Below are 21,952 nucleotides of genomic sequence, written 5' to 3' on the forward strand. Positions count from 1 at the left end.
ATCCGCTGGGTCCCGCCACATGACCCCCCACGTGGATCGGGATCTCTTCACCCAGGGCAAGAATCGAGAAGAAGCGCTTTTTAGTCGATCCGCTCGAACTCTCCCTGCTGCGGTCGACTGCGAGCCGGCGATGCCGCCTTAACCCCCTCCGAGGGAGAGGTTTGGAAAGATCCAGAGATTAAGAAGCCTTCTCGGCCGAGAGTCGACTCCAAGACAAAGCCTCTTTGCACAAGCTTCTCGCTTCCACTGCCCGAGCACGCGCATCAACCTGGAAATCTGCGTGTTCCTGCGAAGAAATCTTTTGGCTTCCCCTGGACAACTTCTCTGCCACAATGCCCAATTCATTAGGAGCCAAACAATGCAACCAAAAAGAGCTCCCTATAAGTAAACCTTCCCTTTTGTTTCGAACTTACCTCCGAATCACGTCATCAGAATAGGCATAGAGTGCTGACCCCCACGGGAGTACTGGCAGGCAGCCGTATGAAAGTCAAATACCCAGCCAGATCGACTCTGGGATTCCCTCCACATTCCCATCTGTCGGAGCCGTATTGTTCTCCTTCTCTTTGGGAAAATCGACGTACCAGCTCCTACCCATCGAGTTTCTTTTCCCGGGTCAAGCTCCCGCTGGCGGGCGGCTCCCTTTTCCCTATAGCGCTAACGATAAGCATAGGAACCCGTGTTCGATGCCTGACTTCTTCAATGGGAGTGCCAAGAAGTGCATCAGCCAAGTATCGATGCCCATGGCTTGTCATCGCAATGAGGTCGCATCCTTCCTCCTCGGCAATCCGCAGAATTTCCTCGGCCGGTTCACCCCAAGCAAGCCTCGTCCCGACTCGAAGATGCCCTTTGTCGCGGAGTTCCCGCGCAAGTTTTTCGACGTATTCACGATCCTCTCGCATCTCGCGAGATTCTGCCAAATTAAGCCACTCCTTATGGCGTGCAGCCCACCCGTGCGAAACGCGAACAAGTAATAGCTCTGCCATGAGCGTTCGTGCTAGTTCGCTCACGTGTGGCAGGAGCACCTGGTCGGCGTTCGTGCGATCCAGAGCGACCAAGATTTTTCGATACATGCGCTTCCCCCTCTCTTTAGTCGCATTCGGCCCATACGCCTCGAACGATATTCTCAAGAAAATCGAGCTCCACCACTCCTTTCTTGTTTCCGTTGCTTGGAAACACAAAAAACACGACCCCAAAATCTACGGATAGTAAAAGAAAAAGGAGTGGCAAAAGACTGCATAAGTTCGCTATGGCAGGATCCATGAACCGTTCCATTCCTCTTGACTGTCTTCTTACGTTCGACCACCTGCGTGGCCGCAATAAGCAGCCGGCCTAGAAAAGCTAAGGGCCAGACTGGTCTCCTTCGTGCCCGGCCAAAGTAATCACATCAACAGGGAGCAATGCTTTCTATTGCAGCTTCCCGGGGTCTCTTCCCCTGACAAATGCTTGTCAAATGGGGTCGTTCTGCCCAATCCCGTGTAGGGTCACTGTAGGTTTTGCCTTTCGGTTCCGCTTCGAGCACGGTCTTTGCCAAGGCCGTGGACTGACCCCCTTTTCCAATTGCTTTTATGTAAGGCCGGAAGCCCACGCGGCAGGACCTTTTGGGATGGGCCCTTCTTTCAAAGCCTAAGGAAGGGCAGTTTCCGATGTCTACCCGCATTATTGTTCCCAGCGAGAGGCCTCCTTCTGAAGCTGCAACATGCGGTCGGCTTCTTTCCAGCAGTCGCACGCGGGTTTCCAAAGGCAAACGGCGCCCACAAGCCCTATCATCCAGCCGAGAACTCCCCAGGTAGAGAGAAGGCAAACCGAGAGAAAAGTCGAAAGGATATAGCACGTGCGCCATCCTTTAAGGATTGGCAAGCCTTTTGCCCAGCTCTCCGCAGGTTCAGCCAAGAGTTTTTCCCACAGCTGGGCTTCTTGCTGAAGGAGCCCCTTTGTCCGCCGCCATAGAGGTCCCAAAAGGACAAGTTGGACCACGCCGAGAACCTCTGCTAGCTTCTTAGAGGGCAAAAGGTCCTCTGAGATAAGAAAAACCCCCTCAGGAAGACCAAGAAGAAACACTTGACTCCAGATCAGCCGTTCACGGATCTCGCCTAAAACGTGTAAAGAAAAAGGGGGTTCCCCTTCGCCTCTCCACACAAGCGCCCCGGAAGCTAAAGACGTAAACAGAAGCCCAACCAGATCCGGGCATCGCGGTGGCCTGCACGTTTCTTTTTGAATAAGAAGCCAAAACATGAAGCCTGCTCCGGCGATAAGGCTCCAAACCATAGCTTGGGGAAAGGGACGAAAGGGCCAAAACAGAGCCAGTATGGCCAGTACATGGCCAAGGTTTTTTCGATCAACATTAGACAATATTTCTTTTCTACCGATCCGCCACGTGCTTGGCCTCGGCTTTTCCGAGGCTTGTTGGTCGGAAGGGCCTAAGACCGAAAGAAATCCGATGCAAAATCCTGTGGCCGCTGACAAAGACTCTAGTGCGTATATAGACCAGTGCGAGAATAAGCCGATTCCAAAGATGACCAAGTGAATTCTTGTAAGCCCATGAGCAATCGCGTGCGCTAGGAGAAAAATTTCCTTTGTTAGGCTAGGAAAACGGCTTTTTGCATAGTCCCCAGCGGACTGCCCTAGAAGGATACCTTCAGCCGTCCAGGTCCAAACGACAAAAGCTATTTGGAGGCCTGGGCCAAATAGATCGTTAATACGCGTGCTACAAGAGGAGAGCGTGGCTTGTTCCATCCCTAGGATGAGGGAAGTAGCAGCCTTTTCCAGTTAGCTTCCCCTAAGAAGGTAGCTTCATGGAAAATAGTGTCGTTTTTCGTATCGGTTCTACTTCCTGGCGGGAAGGTAATAGATTCGACCATTATATAGAACCGGAATCCAGCGGGGTTTCTTTGGTTCTTTAGAAGCTTTCGTTTGTTTCTTCTCTTTTGGAGAGGGTTTCTTTTGTTCTTCTTTTTTTACAGAGACATCCTTTTGTTTCGCGGAAGAACGGGAATTGGCAGAAACAGCTGGCAAACCCTGGGAGGAGCTCTTCTGGCTAGCGGCGAGCTCTGTCTTCTTTTTGATATCATGTTTGTCGCTACTGGAAGAAGCGGCCTCTCCTTTTGCCTCAGAACGGGGAATTATGGGAGCGCCCTCGGATGGTCGCGGCAAGGTAGGAGGGAGAGAGATTTCTGGCTTGGGTGTCTCTGCAAAAGCTCCGTAGCGATCAACACACAAGTTGCCAGCCTCAACGCGAACGACGTATCCATGAGCCCGCGCGGCCTCTTGAGCCATCGCAAGGGCATCAGTCTGCCAATAGCTTCCCTCCACCCATCCAGTAATATCCGGCCGAGGAGTGTAGTTAAGATGGGCCCTCTGAGCCATCGTTGCCAGGAATTGGTTTAGATCCATCCCAAACACGACGAATGGCCTGGAGGGACTTGCCGGAATCTGGGCATGGGTTAACGACTGTGCCTTTTGAGGCTTTTCCTTAAACTCTATCCTAAACGGAGGATTACTAGGAGCTTCCTGAGCAAAAACCCAGCTAAAACTGGCGAAGGGAAGGAAGATGCTTCCAACCCAAAGAGGCCAAAGGCGCCATCGGATCAGGATCAAGCAAGGGATTTTCATATTCTAACCCCTAATATGGGGTGAAGACCCGGAAGAGCGCTGGCCTCTCTGAACGTTTTCTTGGGAGCACCCAAAGAAAAATCCTTTTTTGCCAGGAAAACCAAGCGACTGTACAATATGCCCCACTTTTGGACGGAAAAGACTACGCGGGCTTTTGGGCTTCTTAGCTTGTTGATCTTTTCGCTCCCTGGGAACCAGTAGAGTCGAGCAGTGGCACGAGGTGACGTAGGAGAGTCCACTCGCGGCTACTCCGTTCGCTTGGAGCACACCCTCAAACCTCTCTCCCTATCAACGGTTTCCACTCCCTGCTTGATCCTACCAAGCACGCAGATTTCCTGCATTCGGCTTTCAGACAAGGCTAGCGCGGGTTCTGCCCAGGCAGGTTGCCTGAACCGTGTTTGCTTCCTCAGGCAATGTGCTCCAAAACCGTTCCTAAAACGATCGACAATCATTCCCCTACCAGTACCAGAAAAGATCCCCCGGCACGCTGGCCCGACAGTGCTGCCGATGATTCGCATGTGCCGGGGTTATACCTGTAAGGCCCGGGTGGCGCGGCGTCCCACGTTTTCGGGGACAGAGGCGCGGGAGGCAATCGATTGCCTTCCGACCGCCCATGCGCTGCATGCGCCGCTTTGAGTCTCCCCCGAACCCCCTCCATAGAAAGGTCCATACATCCCTCGTCCGATTGCTTCCGGGTAAGGCGAAGGTGACATGACTACCTCTGGCATGGATGGGCGTTCGGAGAGCTGCAATCCTCTCCAGGCGACGGCACGAGGCCGCGCGCTAGTGAAAACTTGCGCTATGACGAAGCGCGTGGTTGACCGCATTGATCACGGAGGTACAGGCTGGGTTGAGTTCGGTCACCTCGACTCCGATAGAAAAAAGCCGACGTGAGCCATGGCGATCGCCTTGCCGGTAGGCGAAGGAAAAGAGCGAGCGGGCCCAAACAGGATCCACCGACTCAAGCTCGAGCCTTGCTTCTTCCAAGATCCAATCGTTCGATTACAAGCCCCTTGTCTGATTCGGCATCGTCGGCCCGGGCAATCTTTTGGCGCCCACTAGCAAAAACCGCTTTAGCGTGCTCTTCGCTCTTGCCATGGGGATTCTGCAGATCCCTTCGGCTTCCAGAGAAGTTCCCTAGCCTTAATTGGCGCGCTGCCCATCTGGCTGGCGGAGAGCGCCTAGAGGACCCCCTCCTGGCCATGGGCGAAGCACAGCACGACCTTAAGAGCCAGGTATTGGCTTAGGCTTCCCCATCCCCCGGGCAGCCGCAGCCGCAGCGGATAGGCTCCGGTCCGTGGATACGTTGGTTTGGCGGACGGGTTGCCAGCGGTTTTTTTCTTCCGATCCCAGCACAAAGAGCTAGCTCTTCCACTCCGCGTGCCAATCGTTCTTCCAAGCGGCGTGATGCGCATAGTCGTTTTCTTCCAACGAAAACTCTTTTACGGAAAGAGGCGGAGCGAAGGCAAACAGAGACGCACCCCTTCGGGACTTCTGATGGGCCAAGAGCGCGTCAACTCTAGTCCGCAAGATGGCTAGCCGCCCCTTTTTCCCGTGCAACACGTTTGATCGCGGCTTCTTTTGCTCGAGCTTGCAGATCACCTTTTCCAATCCCTGGAACCCACCCCTTAGCTTCCTCAATGAGCTTGGGCTCCGCCGTTTGCTCCTCCAAGCAATCTTTCCTTCGAGCTTGGACCCGGAGCACATGAAACTCTCGGGCGGTGGGGTCAAACCGCGTCAGAAAGGCTCGCTTAAGTTTTTTCGGAGAAACGCTAGCCTGCATTTGGGCAAAGAGGTTCCGCTGCGCCCGCCCGTAGAGCACCGCATAGGTGTTGAGCAACGTCCGAGCTTGGGCATCACAGCCAAGCGCTTCTGGTAAGGCACAACAGGAAGTTCGCTCATGCGATCGGTTCGAGCGCTTTCTTGGGCGCAATTCAGCGCAGAGCTCTTCCCCTAAAGCCTAGCCCACAGCCAAACGATCATCTCCTACGGGTCGCACACCCTATCGTCGGCCCTCTCATCCAAATGGACCACCAGGATCGATCGACTCTCTGTAGCCAATGACGCTTCCGGCTACTTGAAGCCGACACGCATCAGCCGCTTGCGCCACTCGACCAGGATGCCGCGGGCCTTTGGATCACAGAACTCCCCAACGAGCCCTCCGCGATGGCCCTTCACCCCAGAGCCAACCTTCTTGACGGCCTTGACGATCCGAAACTCTTTCCTTGAGAGCCAACTTGGAGAACCCAAACCAATTCTCTGTCTTCATCCACCTTTGCATCGGCGCTGGATACCCGCGCGTAGAGGGCCACGCCGTCGAAGCCACTCCGCCCCCCGCATGCATGGTTACCGTCCCGGTCAGCAACTATTCTCTGGGAATAGGCAAACACCCCTCCTTCCCTATCCCCCAAGCCGTCTTGCAGCGAAGACCCTGCCGCTTGGCCCACGCACTCAAACTTCATTCGGATTCGGATGTGCTGCGATGAATAGCGTTATGGGTCTCTATAGTTTTTTAGCTGCTGGCAACCTTCGAAGCTGGGCGATCCGTACGTTTGGGCGAACGCCCGCCGATTCCACATAAGCCAGCCTGAGGAGAAGTGTCCTCTCGGGGATGGTTTAAAGGCTCCCGTTTTTTTCCACGGTATACCCCCAACGCAAGCCCATGAGTTTAGCCGGGGAAGGAAGCGCCCCCGGTTACGGGTTAATCGATGGATCGATCCTTCTCTCCTACGCCGGATAAAGCAGACCCTGCCCACCGGCTTTTGCTCACGCCAGAACTCGTCCAGCCTTTTGGAGACTACGGTGCACAGTTCCCATCCGGCGAACTTGCTTGCCCGCGAGGCATCCGCTCGCAGGAGGGCTAACTTAGTCTTGTTGCAAAAACTCTTCCACGGTGAACCGCGAAGCCGATTGGGCCTTCCGGCGCAAAATACCGGTAGGCTGGATTTCCCAAGTGGGCGAAGCATCCAAACCCGACACAAGCATGCGGCCTGAATTTGAGGTCGCTCCCGTCTATCCCATTCGACCACTGTCTTGTGAGTTGTAAGGACGTTAACCAGGTATCGCTACTGACCCTTTCTAGCCGCATTTACCTTCCCTCTGTCATGAGCGCGTATGAGGTCTCTAACGATTGGTCCATCCTAAGCAAGAGTCTAACTTGCCCCCCTTGCAGGAACGATCAACGGTCCTCGCGGGTACCTGTCGATGGGCCGGACGATGCAAAAGACGTCTGCGACAGGCTTTGTCGGTTCCGATCTGGGAAGGGAAAATATCGCCACGGAGAGTGACGGCAACCAACGTTGCGGTCGTGCTGCGCAAACCTACCGTCTCCGAAAGCCAGAAGCTTCGCCAATCGCTCGAGAAGCCACCAGCAGGACAAAAAGGTCCAAAACAATCACCCAAAGGATGAAACTCCTTTTGGGTCGCAAGACCCGATAGCGCAAAGACATCTATCGTGAGATTTCCCAAAAGCTCGTGCCCAAGGCCAAAGACACGCGGCGCGGCATGGCTCTAGAAGATCTTTAAGGAAATCCGCGAGAACACACGGTTTGGTGGGTAGCCGGCAAAGATGACCCGTTACCTATTCCACCAAGCTTCAGAGCTTCCATCGAGTGCAGAGCCAGGCAAGCCGGCGTAAAACGGATAGTGGTCGATCCTTGTAATACGGAAGCCCGAGAATGATGCTCTGCATGCCGCCACATCAGTCAAACCCACCGCCTGTGACAAGCCCGAGTTGCGCTACGGGCCTATGGCCACACGGACAACCCGCGTGTCAACACCGCCCGGGGCATTCGTTCCCGGCCGAGACAGTTGTCAAGTGCCCAAAGTCTTGCAGCCCCACCGTGAGTGCCTCGCTCCGCAGAAGAGGGACAAGCTTGTCAATCCCGCCAGGAACGGTTGCCACTTAGTGAGGAAGTTGTCAGCTTTTTGGCAAAATTGCGAAGTTGCCGATGCACGGGGAGTTTCAAAGCCTAATCCCGAGAGATAGCCCAACCGGCAAGCCAGCGCTCTCGATCGTTTCCCAGGAGATTGGATTTTTCCCTAGCGTCTTTCCCCAAAAGGCTCCTCCGAACCCAAAACCTGAAAGACAAAAAAACTCATGCTCGACTTTTCGAGAGCAGGAACGACGTCCGATTAGAAAGTGGAACAATGGCGTCTACCTTTTCACCCAGGCGAGGCTGTCTCGAGCTACACAAAAGAAAGATCCATTTTGAATTTCCCCTTGCGGCTCCCTTGTCCCAAAGGCATATGCATAAAGCTACCCATGATTCTATCGAAACCATGGAACCTGCCTACGTACGAAGAAGCGGCGAGTCTTTCCCCTGAAGAGCTCTTCCAACGCCTCGAGTCGGACGCTCAAGGGTTGAGCTCGCTCGAAGCCGAAAAAAGGCTTTCGCTCTACGGCCCCAACGAGCTTGTATCTGAAAAGCCTCCCGGTTGGGGATACCGGCTTTACACAGCTTTTCGCAATCCGTTGGTTATTCTTTTAACCATACTTGCGCTTCTTTCCTTCCTTACGGGGGACCTCCGAGGCGCCGTTGTGATGTCCGTTATGGTTGCCTTGGGAGTATCGCTACGCTTCATCCAAGAAACTCGAGCCGACGCGGCCGCTGCGCGGCTCAAAAAAATGATTCATGTAACGGCGACTGTTCTTCGCGACGGCCAATGGCAAGAGCTTGCGTTGGAAGACATTGTTCCAGGAGACGTGGTGCGACTTTCTGCCGGGGATATGGTCCCTGCTGACATCCGCCTGGTGAGCGCCAAAGACCTTTTTTTAATCCAAGCGACTTTGACGGGCGAGTCCATGCCTGTGGAAAAGGCAGACAGTCCCGATCGCCGCCCAGGGCTCTCGCCTTTGGAGCGTTCCAACCTTTGTTTTCTAGGAACCAGTGTCGAAAGTGGATCGGCCGTCGGTCTGGTCCTTTTTACGGGGCGCCAAACCTACCTCGGGAAAGTTGCAAGCAGCCTTGTAGCCGAAGAGCCTCCAACGGCGTTTGATCGGGGTGTCCAGCGCTTCACCTGGCTCATGATCCGCTTCATGCTGGTGATGGCTCCCCTTGTCTTTCTTATCAATGGACTGTCAAAGCACAACTGGAAGGAGGCATTTTTCTTTGCGATGGCTGTAGCCGTAGGCCTCACCCCTGAGATGCTTCCCATGATCGTTTCGGTATGCCTCTCCAAGGGTGCACTTGCTATGTCCAGGAAAAAAGTCATTGTTCGTCGCCTTCCTTCGATCCAGAACCTTGGAGCGATGGACATTCTTTGTACTGACAAAACTGGCACCCTAACTCGTGACCGAGTTATTCTCGAGATTTACTGTGATGTTTTTGGCAACGAATCGGAGGAAGTTTTGCATGATGCTTTTCTTATCAGTCATTTTCAGACAGGACTCAAAAACGTATTAGATCGAGCGGTGTTAGAACACGCTGAGCTGCATAAGGAGCTAAATGTTGGCAATTATTCTAAGGTCGATGAGATTCCTTTTGACTTTTCCAGAAAAATGATGTCTGTCGTCGTCGAAAGCGTTGACGGGCAAACTCTTCTCCTTACCAAAGGAGCCCCGGAAGCTGTTTTTGGGCGTTGTACTCACTTCCAAAGCGATGGAAAGATTTTTCCCATGGAACCCATTTTCGCAGGCGACCTCCTTGAGGAGGTCCGGAACTTAAGTGAAGACGGGTTCCGCGTCTTGGCAGTGGCCAAAAAGCCCTTAGAGAGACGCCGGCTGGCTTACTCCAAAGATGATGAAGAAGCTCTGATTTTGACAGGCTATCTTGCGTTTCTGGATCCACCTAAGGACAGCGCAGAGCGAGCCATCGCTGCCCTCCGTCAGGAGGGTGTTAAGGTCAAGGTTCTCACCGGCGACAATGATCTTGTTACAAAGAAAGTTTGCGAGGAGGTAGGTCTAACCGCCAAGCGCATCATTTTGGGCAGCGAGCTCGACCGGATGAGTCCCGAAGAACTCGAGGAAGCCTGTGAGAATGCTGACATCTTCGCGCGGCTTTCCCCCACCCATAAAAAATTAATCGTGGAGGCCCTGCAGAAAAAAGGCCATGTCGTTGGCTTCCTGGGTGACGGGATCAATGACGCTCCTGCTCTGCGGGTGGCCGATGTGGGGATTTCGGTGGACAATGCGGTGGATATCGCAAAGGAGTCCGCAGATGTCATCTTATTGGAAAAAGACCTTAACGTGCTCGCAGAGGGAATCTTAGAAGGCAGGAGAGTCTTCGTAAACATTGTAAAATATATTCGAATGGGGGCTAGCTCCAATTTTGGTAATATGTTTAGCGTAGTTGGCGCAAGTGCATGGCTTCCGTATCTGCCCATGGCTCCGATCCAGGTTTTGACGAACAATCTTTTATACGATTTTTCACAGGTGCCGATCCCTACCGACACTGTGGAACCAGAGCTCGTTGCTCGACCCAGACCCTGGGAGCTCAGTTCCATTGCGAAGTTTATTGTCTTGATCGGGCCAATTAGCTCCATCTTCGACTACACTACCTACGCAATCATGTGGTTTTTCTTCCAATGCCGCAATCTCCAGTTGGTCTCTCCCCCAGAGCTGGCTGCTCGTTTTGCAGGAGCCGTCGACCCAGACGGAACGTATGCGGCGGCTCTCTTTCATACGGGATGGTTTGTCGAGTCACTAATGACTCAAACGCTTATCATTCATGTCATACGCACGAGTAAAATTCCTTTCCTGCAATCCCAGGCAAGCTGGCCACTGACTGTCACCACTGCTCTTATTATGGCAATCGGAGCTTGGCTTCCTTATTCTAGCTTCGGGTCTGCTCTGGGGTTTGTTCCCCTTCCTCGTTTGTATTGGGCTTTCTTAGCCGCTACGCTCTTGGCTTATTTGGCTCTCACCCAGTGGGTGAAGCACTGGCTTTCTCGAAAAGGATACCTTTGATCTGGAGAGTGATAGGTTGGTAGTCCCAAGAGGAAGCTTTTTTGGGACAGAGACAGACCAGGAAAGCCTTTCCTCCGAGGCTGTCGCGAGGGTCATCCGGTTTTGTGCATGTACGAAAAGGAAAGCACCGGTGGGAGCAGCCGACTCGCAAGACCACCAGAGGCGGCGGCGAAAGCGGTAATACGGTTTGGCTTTTGAGTTGCAAAAGGAGTTGACGGAAGCACGTAAGTGTACGCGCACTTTGGGTTGCGGGATTGGCTCATGAACAAAGAAAACCGATACCAGCCGACCAGCATGACCCCCACCCAACACCACCGGCACGGCCTGTGGCCCCGCGCAGAGACAGTGGAGGATTTGCAACGCAACCTAGCCGCCGTGCGCGAGCGCATCGCTGCTGCTGCTCGGCGAGTCGGGCGCGATCCAAACGAGGTACGGCTCTTACCTGTCAGTAAGGAAGTGGATGAAGCACGGATCCGAATGGCTTATGAAGCAGGCTGTCGGTTTCTCGCCGAGAACAGACCGCAGGAATTGGCACGTAAGTATGAAGCCCTACGCGATCTGACTGACCTTAAATGGTCGGTCATCGGTCATTTGCAAACCAATAAAGCCAAGCTCGTGGTGCGTTACGCGGCCGAGTTCCAGGCGCTGGACAGCTTGCGCGTTGCCGAGGTATTGGACCGGCGCCTTCAGGCAGAAGGCCGGGCACTTGACGTCTACGTCCAGGTGAACACGTCGGGGGAACCAAGCAAGTACGGTCTGCACCCGGAGGAGGTTGCCACTTTCCTGCGCAAAATGCGGGCATTTTCAAGCTTACGGCTGCGTGGATTAATGACTCTGGCGGTGTTCTCCACGGACAGTGAGCGCGTGAGACAATGCTTCATCTTGTTACGTACGCTGCGCGACACATTGCGCCAGGAGGTCGACGCGGGCCTGACCGAGCTGTCGATGGGTATGTCGGGTGACTTCGAAATTGCTATTGAAGAAGGCGCTACTGTTGTACGCGTGGGACAGGCCATTTTCGGATCCCGCAAGACTCCCGATGCGCGCTACTGGCCTTCGAGCGACCAGCCGCGGCGGTAACCTGGTCATGGCGGCTGCTAGCTTAACTTTTTCACGTTTTTGACCTTTGTAGTAATAAGTCGAGGATTTATAAAGAGGTGTGTAGCGTCGATATTTGAATAGCTTGTGGATGAACATTCTTTGATGCAAAAGCTATAAATTTTTCAAGCGGTAGGCACACATCTCCAAAAGGTGCGTACAGATCGGAACGGAAAGGTGTGCCGAGAGGCGGAAATTCGGGAGTCCTGCCGGGTGGGGAAAAGGTGAAGAAAAGAAATTTGCCCAATGGGAGGCGGCTGCCGGTCGAAACGCAAAAGATGGTTCGCACAAGCTTGAAAGGGTAGAAGCTTGTCCCCGTGGAGCGCTTGCAGGTGGGGAAGGCTTTAGATGATGGGGCGTTAGGGGTACGGGAAGAGGCGGGGCAAAGGGGGCTAGAGGAAATGCTTGGAGGGGTGAGATCGGTGCAGAAGCGGCGGTTCATTAAACCGATCGTTTTTGGGGCAGATTTTTTCCCTCTGCGCAGTGTGCGTTGTGCGGAACCGGGAGAAAGTAAGAGGTAGGCTTTTCGGGGAACTATGCGGGGTGGAACAAAAGGACTTGGAAGAAGAAAAGCTATACCGGGCGATGGGTCGGTTAAAAAGGGGGGTTGGAGCTGGGTCGAAAACAAGCTCTATCGCGAGGATTCCCCTACGGGGAACGAGTCTTGTCCTTTATGATTTATGATCTATCCCGTGTGTACTTTGAGGGGGCAGGGCCGGAGGGACTGTCGCGTTACGGAGACAGCCGGCATCAGCGAGGGGACTGGCGCCAAGTGCTTCTCCTCGATTGGGGCGCATGCTCAAGGAGTTCTGATCCATCGGGAGGTTTCGTGGGGAAACCGGGTGGATTGGAAGACTCTTGTGGGGTTGCTCGTGAGACTCCAACGAGAGTTGGGGATCCAAGAAAGGACCTTTGTTATTGATGAAAGAAGGAAAAAGCCACTGGAACTTCGAAGCGCTCGAAGGACAGAGGGCTTCCGTATGTCACTTGAGCTAAGAGAAACCAAGCTCCAAGAGCGATTCTCAGGGTCTTCTCAAAAGATTGGCAGCTTTGGCTTACCGACCTGAGTTAACTGATGGAGGTAGAAGGCAATGGCGTCCGATCTGTGATTCCCGGAGGAAAATCGCCTAAGCCTTGAGCGATCGGGCCCAGCGGGAAAGCCGGGTGGCTTTTGCCAGCGAGGTATCGGCTGAGAGTCCCAAAACAATCGCCAAAAAAGCCGATCCGGTCGCACTGGGGAACCCGGTTGATAGGGCGCTCTTTAGCCTGCAAGCCCATAAATACGTGGAAGTACGGGGTCAACCCTGAGGGCTGCTTCCAGTGGAAACGTAAAGAGACGAGCGGATCCCAGCCGAGGAAGCGATCGATGGCTGCTATCTTCTAAAGAGCCATCTCTCCCCGCCGGAAGCTTTGCCGTGAGAGGCCCTCAATCATTATCAGCGACTTGCCGACGTTTTTACCGGTCTTTCCGCAGCTCAAAAGCTCCCTGGAAGTCTGCCCCGTGTATCAGTCGCGGGCGGCGACCCGAGTCCTCAATTCCATGCGGATCTTTTTCCTCGCCTACTGGCTCACCACCCGCCTCCGAGCCCAATGGATTTGCGAAGGCTTTCACGGAAGAAATCCCCCAAACCCCTTCGTCGTCTTTAAGCCATCCGCGTAGCGCTACTTTTGTCCGAAGGCAAATTTCAGCGCCGAATGCTTTCCGAAATACCCAAAGAAAGGAAACGAGCTACTCCAAAAACTGGGCCTGCTTCCTCTCTTTTCTAACGGGCCCAAGTGGATCACATAGGCAGGAGGAAACCATTAACTCATTCGGGTACAGTAATTTACCTTTCAAACAGTGTCGAAGTTAAGCGAGGCGCTAGATGTAATTTTCTACTGAAAGGCAGGTTTACTATGGGCATTGGTTCGGAGCGACCTTTTGCGTTTCATTACCGTACTTCCAATGGAGTGGCGTAACCCCTCCACAAACTCCTCAAAGCACCATCGAAGATCGCGTACCTCTCTGCCGAAGTGAGCAGTAGTGCCGCGAGGTCTGTAAAAAGCTTGCCAAGCTCTTTGCCTGCTTACAGAGGAAAAGCGCTTAGGCCCAAGCTTATGCCCGAAAGAGAGTCATGGATTTCTCCGAGAGCACAAAGGTCCTAGAAAACCCACGAGTTCTTCACCGTATGGCCTCCTGCGGGTTGTGCTCCTTGCCTTTAGCTGACGGTGTTATCTGCCGGAAAGAAAAAGAGCTCCTCAATTAGGTGCAAGGATCTATTGTGTCTCTAGGTCTATTCATCGGTGAAAAAGTTAAAACGTTTCACGGTAGCGAATCCGGTGTTTCTCGATTCGATAACGGAGGATGTCACGAGTGATCCCAAGCAAGCGGGCGGCTCGGGAACAATTTCCCCCGGTTCGAACAAGGGCCCGTTCAATCAAAGCTTTCTCTAGATCGGGCAGGGTCCAGTGTGCCTCCAGGAAACGATCCAATAGTTTTTTCCATTCTTCGCCATCCTTTCCCGGATTTACGCGATGGACGTCTTCCCGCAACGAGCCGCCATCGATACGAAGGTCTTCTTTGGAGATTCTTTCTCCGCGAGTTAGAAGAACGGCTTGCTCAACCACATGAGCAAGTTCCCGAACGTTTCCTGGCCATCGATACGAAAGCAAGGTTTCCTTCGCTTCCGGAGAAAATCCAACTAAAGGCCTCCGATAACGGCGGGCGTTCATCGCCAAAAAATGTTCTGCCAAAAGGAGAATATCCTCTTTCCGTTCGCGCAATGGGGGAAGATGGAGGGTCACGATTTTTAAGCGAAAATGAAGGTCTGCACGAAACTGATTCTGGCTCACCAATGCTTCTAGATCCCGGCTTGTCGCGGCAATAATCCAGACATCGACCGGCCGATCCCGCAGGCTACCGAGTCGGCGAACGGTCTTATTTTCGAGGACTTTGAGAAGCTTACCCTGAAGTTGTAGCGGAAAATCACCGATTTCATCCAAAAAAAGAGTCCCTCCTTCGGCAGCTTCAAATAACCCTGGCTTTGGTTGCCGGGCATCCGTAAAAGCGCCGCGGTCAAAGCCAAAAAGCTCCGACTCGACCAAGGAAGCCGGAAGGGCGGTGCAGTTGATCTCTAAAAAGGGTCCTTCACTGCGTGCGCTTTTGCGATGAAGAAGACGGGCGATCATTCCCTTTCCTGTCCCTGTTTCCCCGGTAAGAAGAACCGTTGGGAGATCCCTCTCAGCCGTCTCGACGAGCTTTTCGATTTCCTCAATGACCTTTCGAATTGGTGGCGAATTGCCCAAAAACTGACTTGTGTCACGTTCCCGATAGTATGTCACTTCTTGGCGTAGCCGGATTCGTTCTGCCGCACGGGTTAAAAGAGCAAGGAGTTGCTCCATGTCGAGAGGCTTTTGAATGTAGTCAAAAGCCCCGTGCTTCATGGCCTCCACGGCGTCTGTTACGTTCCCGTAAGCGGTAATGAGAAGAACGACCGCATCGGGATCTGATTGGCGAATTCGTTGGAGTAGATTCAACCCGTTTCCGTCGGGAAGTTTCTGATCCACGACGGTGATGTGGGGCGCGACCTCTTGAAAAAGCTTCCAGCCTTCCTCCACGCTCGCTGCTATTGCCGGATCAAATCCTCGTCGTGAAAGAAAGCGTGCAATGGCTTGGGCTAAATTGCTTTCGTCCTCGATAATAAGAGTGGATATGGGCATAGGCCTCTTCTATTCTACTGCCTCGATTTGTGCCCGGGAGGAGAACGGGAAGAGTACACGAACACGGGTTCCCTTTCCCGGTGTGCTTTGCAATTCCAGTTCCCCGCCCTCCCACTCGATTAGTTTTGTGGCCAGCTTAAGACCAAGCCCCGTTCCTTCGGGCCGAGTGGTATAGAAAAGCTCTCTCACCTTGCCTTGCTCCGACCATGGAATCCCCTCTCCATCATCTTCGACCTCAAGAAGGATCGTTTCTTTTCCTTCCGTTGCACTCAGAGATTGAGCTCGCAGAGTGATTCTTCCGCCCCTTTTTCGACAAGCTTGCACGGCGTTAAGCACGAGCTCTTCCAAAGCGTGACACAATCGCTCAGGGTCAGTCCACAAGCAAGGAACTGAACCAAGCACTTGAACGTCAATATGCACCCCTTCTGCTGCATTTTTTGAGATTCGCGAAGCAACTTCTTGCAGAAGTTTTTCCGGTAAAACGAAACTAGGCGATCGTTTCGCCGGATCCGCCCACCGGAGAAGTCTTGCGATCTTTTCGTCGGCGCGGTCTACCTCTACCATAATTTGGCGGAGCTGCTCTTGCAATGCAGGCTGGTCCAACCCGTCGAGCAATGCAACCTGAGCAAGGGCTCGGATGCACGCCAGAGGATTGCGAATGCCGTGGGCTAAGCTGGCCGCAACAACACCCAGCGTCGCCATTCGTTCCTTCTCTAAGAGTCGTGCTTGGTATTGTTGAAGGTGATCGACCATTTCCCAAAATGCTTTGGCAAGATCCCCTACTTCACCCCTCGCTTTCACCGGATGCCGGTACTCGAGGTTACCTCCGCCGAGTTCCCTTGCAGCCTCGACCAATTGAAACAAGGGATCTGTCAGTTCCCGCTTGGTCCAAAGGGACACCAGGACAGTGATCGAAAGGCCCAAGACTGCCACAGTACCGGTGGCCCAGAAGGTTCCCCTGGTGACGCGATCGGACTCGATGGTGGCCTGACGAAATTTTTTGCCATAAAAGGTCCCCTGAAGGTTTTCAACGGCTCGGTCAAAACGTGGGAGGGCTTCTTCTTCCAGGTCTTTTTCCATAAGGTGCAAGGCGTAGCCCCCATCCTTCCCATCAAAGGATCGAAAAATCCGGCCGGCGATTTCTTGTAACCTCTCGTAGGCTTGAATCATTTGCTCGAAGGCCTTCCGCTCTTCTTCCGAAGCAACTCGCTGGCGGAGTGCAGCGAAACTCTTTTGCGTCTTTTGCTCGAATTGTTCGTATTCCCCTTTGGCATCCGGATCGCGCCCGGTCAGGTAATCAGGGATTTCCTTGACCTGCCGGTAAACAAGGGATGCGAGCTCTTCTAGCTGAACCAGCTTTCCCGCGCTACCCGTAAGCTCTTCCACCACCTGTTTTTCCCGGTAGCTGGCCACAAGCTGGGTTAAAAGGCTAAAAGTGCTGGAAAGAAAAAGAATTCCAAAAGCGTATTGCACCTTTTCACGAAGACCCATTTGCCATTCCTCCGCGTCGAATTGCCCTGCATGCGGTGTTCCAAAACGCCTCGCTGGGATTTTTTAGAGCCAGCAGTCGACTTTTGTCAGGGTTTTGCCTTAAATGGGGCCTGTTGAGGTCGGGAGGAGGAATGCCCAAAAACGCGCTAGAAGAACTTTCTACTAGCCAGTTACCCACCCAACTGTGGGAAATTTCACCCAGCGTGAGGACGTGTCCCCAAGCAGATGGGGTAGGGACGAAGAGTCCTAGCGGGTGAACCGGAGAGGGAGAGAGCACGCAATCGTCAAACAAGCTACAGCCTTTTTCGTCGGCACCGAGAGCTCGAAGCTTGGCACGCAAGTTGCAGAAGTTTTCCGCCCCATGAACGGGAAAAACCCCCCGATTGGGAGTTTCCTTTTTCTTTTTCTCTTTCTTTCGGTTCCACTCACCCAAGGGCATTCCCAGCCTAATCCCTCGGCGGAGAGCGATGTTCAAGCGTCCCAACCGGCCTCCCAGGGCAGTCAGGTCAGTCCGTTGGAACTCCCTGAAGTGACTGTAGTTGGAGTAACGCCCATTCCTAGTGTGGGTCTGCCCCCTACCCATGTCGCGGGCAATGTACAATCGGCTGAGGACGAGGACATCCATCGCTTGGAGAGCTTAAATCTTGCCCAGTTCTTAAATCGCCAGCTAAACGACGTGACAATCACCGAATTTAGCGAAAATCCTTTCCAACCGGACATTCTCTATCGAGGTTTCTTTGCCTCTCCGGTCATCGGAACTCCGATTGGCATTTCGATCTATCAGGACGGAGTAAGAATTAATGAGCCTTTTGCCGATGTCATCTTGTGGGATTTAGTGCCGCGGGTGGCTATTGCCAACTTGGACCTCATTCCAGGTTCAAACCCGCTTTTTGGGCTTAACACTTTAGGAGGTTCGCTTTCCCTCCGGACCAAGTCCGGTTTTAGCCATCCCGGAACCCAGGTAGAATCCTACGCGGGCTCTTTTGGACGAAAATTCTTAGAGGTGCAACATGGAGGCTCACAAGGACCTTTCGACTGGTTTTTTGGTGGAGACTTTGTGGAGGAAGATGGCTGGAGAAAGTTTTCTCCTTCCAATCTCCACCAGTTTTTTGCCAAAGCGGGATACCAGGAACAAGGGACGGATGTCGACCTCTCGTACACCTTTGCCAAGAATAAACTCCTTGGCTTAGGGCTGACCCCAGAAAGCTTCTTAGCCATCGATCCCGCAAATATCTACACGGCTCCCGATCCATTTCGCGATGAACTTCATATGGTAACCCTTAACGTCCACCAAGAATGGGCCAAAGACTGGACTTTTGCAGCCACGACCTACTATCGGGGGAACTCCATTGATAGCTTAGGAGGAGATGTTGCGGAGAACGCCGATCAATTCCGCGGATTTGGTTTTCCCTTAGATGCCCAAGCTTTCGACGAAGAAGGGAATATCATTCCAGCAGCTGTCCTTCATCTAGTCCACCTAAAGGAGGACCAGGGAGGTGCAACCCTCCAATTCCAAAGGGACGCTCCCTTTTTAGGGAAAGAAAACCTCTTCATTGCCGGGATGGGTTGGGACTACGGCCAAAGTTACTTTACCCAGGCAAATCAGCCCGCAGGTTTTTCAGTGGAGAGGATCACCATCCCGATCGCACCGGTGGAAGCACCCCGTTTCAACGTGCGAACGATCGACAATTACGGAGCCGTCTACTTTACGGACACATTTTCTTTGGCCCCCTTTCTCCACCTCACCCCAAGTCTTCGATGGCAATGGGCCGAGGTAAATCTTGCAGGATTCGGGACCGATGAGGAAGGAGTACAGCACGATCTTGGCGGTACTCACGTATTTGACCGTGTTAATCCGGCCGTCGGCATCACCTGCCAGCCTCTTTTATGGGCAGGCATCGAAAAACCTCCTTTGCAGGATCTTACGGTTTACTTCGATTATAACGAAGGATTTCGCATTCCGACCCCTGTAGAACTGGTCGGGGCTAACCCCGCAGTTCCCGTTCTCCTCCCCAATGCCTTCCTTTCAGACCCTCCTCTGGCTCCCGTAGTAGCACGAACCTACGAAGTGGGAATGCGAGGGAAATTCGGCGAGGCGGGAATGCAGTGGAACCTATCGTTTTATCGAATCGATGTGACCAATGATATTTTGTTCTTAACGGTTCCAGGACCAACCGCCGCGCGCGGATTCTTTCAGAACATAGCAGCAGATCGCCGGGACGGAGTAGAAGTGGGTATTCGAGGCAGTTGGCAAAAGCTTCACTACTATGCCAACTGGAGCTTTTGTGAGGCTACCTACCAGACTACGGCTACCCTCATGACCAACCAAGGTCCCGAGACGATCCACCCGGGGGATCGTATTCCTAGTATCCCCCAGCAGCTCGCAAAAGTTGGCGTCGAGTACGAGCTTTTGCCCGGATGGCTCCTGGGAGCCGACCTTCAATATGTTTCAACATCCTTTTTACGCTCTGACGATGCCAATCGCTTCCCTACCCTTCCGGAGTATGTGATCCTCAACGTCCAGTCTCGCTATCGGATAAGCCCAAACGTAGAAGTTTTTGCGCTCGCTACCAATGTGCTGAACGAGCGGTTTTTTACCACCGGGATGATGCTTCCTAACTTTTTTACCGGAACTCCCGGAGGGGGTACGGCCGAGCGTTTCCTAGCCCCGGGAGCCCCGATCGGGGGTTGGGCCGGTTTACGGATCCACTTTTAGCGCAAAGTGTCGAGCTGGGATAGCTCTTGGCCGGTTGTCAAATCCATGGGTTTCCAGCGGGCGAACCACCACAAGCGCGTCGGCAACTCTGAGACAGACGCCGCCTCTTGGCTGGCACGGCCTTGCTTATCTAGTTAGACGTTCGCCAAAGCTAAAACCTTGGCTCCTGTCCCCCACCCGGGGCCCTTACGCTTCGCCCGGCTTACTCTTTGGAAGCTTTGCCCACATACTCCCGTTTCCTTGTGTCGACCCGGATTTTCTCCCCCGTTCGGATAAAAGGAGGAACCATAATATCGAGCCCTCCTTGTAACCGAGCGGGCTTCCAGGTGGCATCCGAAGCTCCACGAATCGGTGGGGCGGTTTCCTCAACGGTTAAGACCATGGTGTCAGGAACCTGGATTTCTAGGAGTCGGCCTTCCATAAAAAGGGCGTCGTAAACTTGATCCTCCAAAATGAATGGTCGGCGATCCCCGATCTGGCCCTCGTCGAGTGTCCACTCGTCGTAGGTTTCAACATCGAGGAACACGTACCGATCTGCCTGCTTGTACGAAAATTGAAGTTTCCGGGTTTCTAGATAGGGGATTGAGAAAGACTCGCTCACGGCTGAGGCACGCTCCACTAGCCGGCCGGTTTTGAGGTTTCGCAGGGTCAAATGGATTTTAGGCCGAGTTTGGGCAGTGCCCACCGACTGTAGGTTCTCGACCGTGTGCGGAACCCCATCAAGCAAGATCACCATTCCTTTCTTTAACTGGGAGGCCAGTACTGTCTGCATAGATCTTGGTAAACAATCGAAAAAATCTAACGCTTTCTTCTTTCTTGGGGAAGTCCCAAAACGGGCCTCAGTATTCCTTTTTCCCCAACCTGCCGAGAGCCACTCGATCCGGTGCGGGTTTGGCTTTCAGAATTATGCGGCACTCTCTCGAAAAGACTGCCTCTTCTGCTTCTTGCGTTTGCACCCTTCTTGATACCGGACTTCGAAAGTCGGCACCGATCGCCGAGGCGGCCCGGAAGGGTCTGATGGTTCTGTGCGTCCAGGTCGGGTTGGCCGTGCTGCAGGCGACCATGGAGAACGAAGTCACCGGGCTTGTGGGGCCCAAGGGCAAACACCGAGCCCACCGGCAGGCGTGCCGCCACGGCTATGAGCCCGGCTGGGCGGTCATGGCGGGGTGCAAGGTGCGCCTGGAGCGTCCTCGGGTGCGCCGCAAGGGCGGCGGAGAGATCCGCCTGGAGAGCTACGCTTGGGCCCAGCAAGAAGACAGCCTCAACGAAGCGGTGCTAGCCCGCCTGCTGCACGGGGTGGCGACCCGGTCCTATGCGGCGACGCTGGAGGACGTGGGGGAGGTCGAGTCCTTCGGCACCTCCAAGAGCCGGGTGGGGGCGCGGTTCATCCGGCAGATGGATGCCAAGTTGCGGGAGCACCTGAGCCGCCGGCTCGACGACCTGACCGTCGTGGCCCTGGCGGTCGACGGCGCACGCATCGACGAGTGGACCATCGTGGTGGTATTGGGTGTGGACACGGAAGGGCGCAAGCACGTCCTGGGCCTTCGGGAAGGGGCCATGGAAAACGAGGCGGTCTCCCGCAGCGTGCTGGAGGACGTGGTGGAACGGGGCTTACGTTACGAGCAAGGCCTGCTGGTCGTCATCGACGGGGTCAAGACCCTGCGTGCGGCGGTCCGGGCGGCCTTCGACAAGCACGGCGTCGTCCAGCGGTGCACGGTGCGTAAGAAGCGGAACGTCCTCGACCACCTGCTGGAGTCGGAGAAGCGCTGGGTGGGGCGCAAGCTGACCCAGGCCTACCGAGAGCCCGACTACGCCGAAGCTAAGGCAGCGCTGGAGCGCCTAGCCGAGCAGCCGGAGGTGCAGCACCCGGGGGCCGCGGTGAGCCTGCGGGAGGGGCTCGAGGAGACCCTGACGTTGCATCGGCTCGGCATCCTGGGGCTTTTGCACACAAGCCCGAGCTCCACCAACTTGGTGGAGTCGGCGCTGTCGTTCTTCGAACCCAAGGGGCATCGGGTCAAGCGCTGGCGGTCCGGACAGCAGGCCGAGCGGTGGGTGGGCATGGCGCTGCTCTATGCCGAGAGCCATTTTCGCCGCCTGGGGGGCTACCGGCTAATCCCGATGTTGCAAGGGGCCCCGTGCCGCGACTTGGGACTTGAAAAGACCAAACCGCAGCCCGCCCTCGCTGCGGGGTGAAAAACGACGTCCGGGAGCGCCACTCAATTTCTACGGAACACGGGACATGCTCCCGATCGCCTCCCCACACCATCTAACGATGCGTCGCAGCCACGGATCCGCCAGGGTACCGGTACCCAAGCGCCAGATTGCTGGCTCGCAACGCATCTGGGCCAAGCTTTCCTCTTCTCGGCAAAAATCAATGACTCCTCTTCAGGAAGCTTTCAACGGTATCGGCCGTCGTCTCGTTCTGGCAAGAG

The 21,952-nt window shown here is 54.3% G+C and carries 19 protein-coding genes; 7 read left to right on the forward strand and 12 right to left on the reverse strand.

Features of this window, described 5'->3' with window-relative positions; translation table 11 throughout:
* Nucleotides 1-587: 587 nt before the first annotated feature.
* From KK925_RS10690 to KK925_RS11330, 9 genes are all read right to left on the reverse strand, one after another.
* Nucleotides 588-1,070: a universal stress protein gene (locus KK925_RS10690; RefSeq protein ID WP_174582602.1), complete on the reverse strand. Its 483-nt coding sequence runs from the start codon at nt 1,068-1,070 to the stop codon at nt 588-590.
* Between the two features lie 16 nt (nt 1,071-1,086).
* Entirely contained in the window at nt 1,087-1,272 is a 186-nt protein-coding gene (locus KK925_RS10695) for a hypothetical protein (RefSeq protein WP_174582603.1), read from the reverse strand.
* A 384-nt stretch (nt 1,273-1,656) separates the two neighbouring features.
* Complete coding sequence (locus tag KK925_RS10700; RefSeq protein WP_174582604.1) at nt 1,657-2,349, reverse strand: hypothetical protein; 693 nt, start codon at nt 2,347-2,349, stop codon at nt 1,657-1,659.
* Between the two features lie 474 nt (nt 2,350-2,823).
* Complete coding sequence (locus tag KK925_RS10705) at nt 2,824-3,609, reverse strand: hypothetical protein (RefSeq protein ID WP_174582605.1); 786 nt, start codon at nt 3,607-3,609, stop codon at nt 2,824-2,826.
* A gap of 448 nt (nt 3,610-4,057) precedes the next feature.
* Entirely contained in the window at nt 4,058-4,279 is a 222-nt protein-coding gene (locus KK925_RS10710) for a hypothetical protein (RefSeq protein WP_214096513.1), read from the reverse strand.
* 113 nt (nt 4,280-4,392) lie between these two features.
* Nucleotides 4,393-4,596: a hypothetical protein gene (locus KK925_RS10715; RefSeq protein WP_174582606.1), complete on the reverse strand. Its 204-nt coding sequence runs from the start codon at nt 4,594-4,596 to the stop codon at nt 4,393-4,395.
* Nucleotides 4,597-4,790: 194 nt separating this feature from the next.
* A complete protein-coding gene (locus KK925_RS10720) occupies nt 4,791-5,024 on the reverse strand; it encodes a hypothetical protein (protein WP_174582607.1) in 234 nt (77 codons plus the stop codon).
* A 104-nt stretch (nt 5,025-5,128) separates the two neighbouring features.
* A complete protein-coding gene (locus KK925_RS10725) occupies nt 5,129-5,542 on the reverse strand; it encodes a hypothetical protein (protein ID WP_174582608.1) in 414 nt (137 codons plus the stop codon).
* Nucleotides 5,543-6,929: 1,387 nt separating this feature from the next.
* Nucleotides 6,930-7,058 (reverse strand): hypothetical protein, encoded by a 129-nt coding sequence (locus tag KK925_RS11330; RefSeq protein ID WP_268905653.1) that lies wholly within the window; start codon nt 7,056-7,058, stop codon nt 6,930-6,932.
* 815 nt (nt 7,059-7,873) lie between these two features.
* Between KK925_RS11330 and mgtA the strand changes: the two genes are divergently transcribed.
* The 4 genes from mgtA (at nt 7,874) to KK925_RS10745 (ending at nt 12,922) form a co-directional block, all read left to right on the forward strand.
* Nucleotides 7,874-10,516, forward strand: a complete 2,643-nt coding sequence (mgtA, locus tag KK925_RS10730; RefSeq protein WP_174582609.1) for a magnesium-translocating P-type ATPase — start codon at nt 7,874-7,876, stop codon at nt 10,514-10,516.
* A 261-nt stretch (nt 10,517-10,777) separates the two neighbouring features.
* Entirely contained in the window at nt 10,778-11,596 is an 819-nt protein-coding gene (locus KK925_RS10735) for a YggS family pyridoxal phosphate-dependent enzyme (protein WP_214096514.1), read from the forward strand.
* Between the two features lie 335 nt (nt 11,597-11,931).
* Entirely contained in the window at nt 11,932-12,135 is a 204-nt protein-coding gene (locus tag KK925_RS10740) for a hypothetical protein (protein ID WP_174582610.1), read from the forward strand.
* Between the two features lie 613 nt (nt 12,136-12,748).
* Nucleotides 12,749-12,922 (forward strand): hypothetical protein, encoded by a 174-nt coding sequence (locus KK925_RS10745; protein WP_174582611.1) that lies wholly within the window; start codon nt 12,749-12,751, stop codon nt 12,920-12,922.
* Nucleotides 12,923-13,906: 984 nt separating this feature from the next.
* Here the strand turns inward: KK925_RS10745 and KK925_RS10750 are convergent.
* Nucleotides 13,907-15,313, reverse strand: coding sequence for a sigma-54-dependent transcriptional regulator (locus KK925_RS10750; protein ID WP_174582612.1), 1,407 nt, complete (start codon nt 15,311-15,313; stop codon nt 13,907-13,909).
* Between the two features lie 9 nt (nt 15,314-15,322).
* Entirely contained in the window at nt 15,323-16,804 is a 1,482-nt protein-coding gene (locus KK925_RS10755; RefSeq protein WP_174582613.1) for an ATP-binding protein, read from the reverse strand.
* Between the two features lie 361 nt (nt 16,805-17,165).
* Here KK925_RS10755 and KK925_RS10760 point away from each other — a divergent pair, with 361 nt between their 5' ends.
* The gene (locus tag KK925_RS10760; protein ID WP_174582614.1) at nt 17,166-19,520 is read left to right on the forward strand and encodes a TonB-dependent receptor; all 2,355 of its coding nucleotides are present in this window, start codon (nt 17,166-17,168) and stop codon (nt 19,518-19,520) included.
* 202 nt (nt 19,521-19,722) lie between these two features.
* On the opposite strand, the gene KK925_RS10765 is transcribed toward KK925_RS10760, so the two are convergent.
* Nucleotides 19,723-20,292: an elongation factor P gene (locus tag KK925_RS10765; protein WP_174582615.1), complete on the reverse strand. Its 570-nt coding sequence runs from the start codon at nt 20,290-20,292 to the stop codon at nt 19,723-19,725.
* 134 nt (nt 20,293-20,426) lie between these two features.
* Here KK925_RS10765 and KK925_RS10770 point away from each other — a divergent pair, with 134 nt between their 5' ends.
* Both KK925_RS10770 and KK925_RS10775 read left to right on the forward strand, forming a co-directional pair.
* Nucleotides 20,427-21,713: an IS256 family transposase gene (locus KK925_RS10770; RefSeq protein WP_268905654.1), complete on the forward strand. Its 1,287-nt coding sequence runs from the start codon at nt 20,427-20,429 to the stop codon at nt 21,711-21,713.
* 46 nt (nt 21,714-21,759) lie between these two features.
* Nucleotides 21,760-21,952, forward strand: a 193-nt coding sequence (locus tag KK925_RS10775) for a hypothetical protein (RefSeq protein ID WP_214096515.1), incomplete at its 3' end; no start/stop codon positions are given.

It is taken from the genome of Candidatus Methylacidithermus pantelleriae (genome assembly GCF_905250085.1).
GTDB lineage: Bacteria > Verrucomicrobiota > Verrucomicrobiia > Methylacidiphilales > Methylacidiphilaceae > Methylacidithermus > Methylacidithermus pantelleriae.